We start from the raw sequence: 763 nt of genomic DNA, 5'->3' as shown, positions 1-763 counted from the left end.
CATATAATTACTATTCCTACAACAGGTTGAATCAGTTGTCTGGAAAGACAGAAGTCATAACAGATGGAACAACAACGAAGACTTATACAGGTTCATACAAATATGACGCGAGAGGAAATCAGATAGAAGTAACAGACGGAAAGTCAAAGACGAACACAAAGTATACATATGATGTTGAAAATCAGTTAACGGATGTGGAAGTCACTACAGATGGAAAAAAGACCGGCGAACAGCACAACATATATAACGGTAATGGGCAACGCATATCAAAGACTGATATTGTGATTGATGGTGATAATAAGAAGTCTAATACTACATGCTATTTCTATGAGGGAAGTTTGTTGTTATATACAACAGATGATAGTGGAAAGAAAATAAGTCAGAATGTAATAGGAAATCAGGATAATATCATTGTAGGCATTAGGTATAGTGGTGGTAACCAGAATGAATATTTTTATGCTAAGGATGTTCAGGGAAGTACTACAAACATAACTGATAATACCAGTGCGTGTGTTCAATCATATGATTATACAGATTTTGGAGAGACAGCAGAACGTATAGCAACGGATTTTAAAAATGAAATTTGCTATACAGGCGGTATTTATGATGAACTCACAGGGCTGTATTATTTAAATGCACGTTATTATAATCCGGATGAAGGAGTATTCTTAAGTCAGGACACATATCGTGGAACAGAAAAAAATGCAGAGTGTTGGAATTTATATGCTTATTGTGCAAATAATCCAATTAACTATGTGGATCC

Annotated in this window: 1 protein-coding gene; it reads left to right on the top strand. The window is 34.9% G+C overall.

Annotated elements, in window-relative coordinates:
- Nucleotides 1–763 (top strand): RHS repeat-associated core domain-containing protein (locus tag DWW68_RS13290; protein ID WP_147365709.1); only part of this gene is annotated, 763 nt, incomplete at both ends.

The sequence above is a fragment of the Eubacterium sp. AF16-48 genome (assembly GCF_003479405.1).
Classification (GTDB): domain Bacteria; phylum Bacillota; class Clostridia; order Lachnospirales; family Lachnospiraceae; genus Eubacterium_G; species Eubacterium_G segne.
This window is presented reverse-complemented; position numbering and strand designations above follow the sequence as displayed.